The 756-nt window shown below is 49.1% G+C and carries 1 tRNA gene, 2 rRNA genes and 1 pseudogene; 1 reads left to right on the forward strand and 3 read right to left on the reverse strand.

The features are described 5' to 3' along the window. Positions 1-124 (forward strand): annotated as a pseudogene (locus tag J9889_RS24365) (IS630 family transposase); the annotation flags it as partial. Between the two features lie 186 nt (positions 125-310). Here J9889_RS24365 and J9889_RS23090 read toward each other — a convergent pair. From J9889_RS23090 to J9889_RS23100, 3 genes are all read right to left on the reverse strand, one after another. Next, positions 311-386: transfer RNA gene (locus J9889_RS23090), tRNA-Thr, on the reverse strand. 47 nt (positions 387-433) lie between these two features. Then, a 5S ribosomal RNA gene (gene rrf, locus J9889_RS23095) occupies positions 434-548 on the reverse strand. Between the two features lie 84 nt (positions 549-632). Continuing rightward, positions 633-756, reverse strand: a 23S ribosomal RNA gene (locus tag J9889_RS23100); the annotation flags it as partial.

A 756-nucleotide genomic window follows, 5' to 3' on the forward strand; every position in this document is an offset into this window, starting at 1 on the left:
TAATCGCAGCTTCAAGGATTACGACGACATCCTTGATGCCTGCACATCGGCCTGGAAGCACTTTATTGCCGATGTGGAGCGGGTGATGTCACTTTGTAGCCGAGATTGGATAAAACTGACCTAATGTTTAATCCGATTGGTATTAGCCCGGATCCCTTTAAGAGAGAAGCGGCGCCCGGAAAGCATACGGGATAGAAAGGGAAGATATCTCAACAACAAGAAGGTGCGACATTGCAGGACTGCAATTTGCGATGGATGGCTGAAAGGCAGATACAAAAAAGCCTCCCGATTGGGAGGCTTTCTTATTTAATGGTGCTGATACCCAGAATCGAACTGGGGACCTCATCCTTACCAAGGATGCGCTCTACCGACTGAGCCATATCAGCACACTAACCGGTAAAGACCACGCTCAATGCGTAATCTAAAATTGGGTGCCTGGCAGTGTCCTACTCTCGCATGGCGAATGCCACACTACCATCGGCGCTACAGCGTTTCACTTCTGAGTTCGGCATGGGGTCAGGTGGTTCCACTGCGCTATTGCCGCCAGGCAAAAATCTTCAATCTGAAAAAGCTGATTTAGTTATTCGTTCTCGGTATCTGCTACAAGTCTCAGAACACTTCTTGGGTGTTGTATGGTTAAGCCTCACGGGTAATTAGTATGGGTTAGCTCAACGTATCGCTACGCTTACACACCCCACCTATCAACGTTGTGGTCTCCAACGGCCCTTTAGGACCCTCAAGGGGTCAGGGATGACT

It is taken from the genome of Aeromonas sp. PrichA-15 (assembly GCF_017939245.1).
GTDB classification, from domain to species: Bacteria; Pseudomonadota; Gammaproteobacteria; order Enterobacterales; family Aeromonadaceae; genus Aeromonas; species Aeromonas caviae.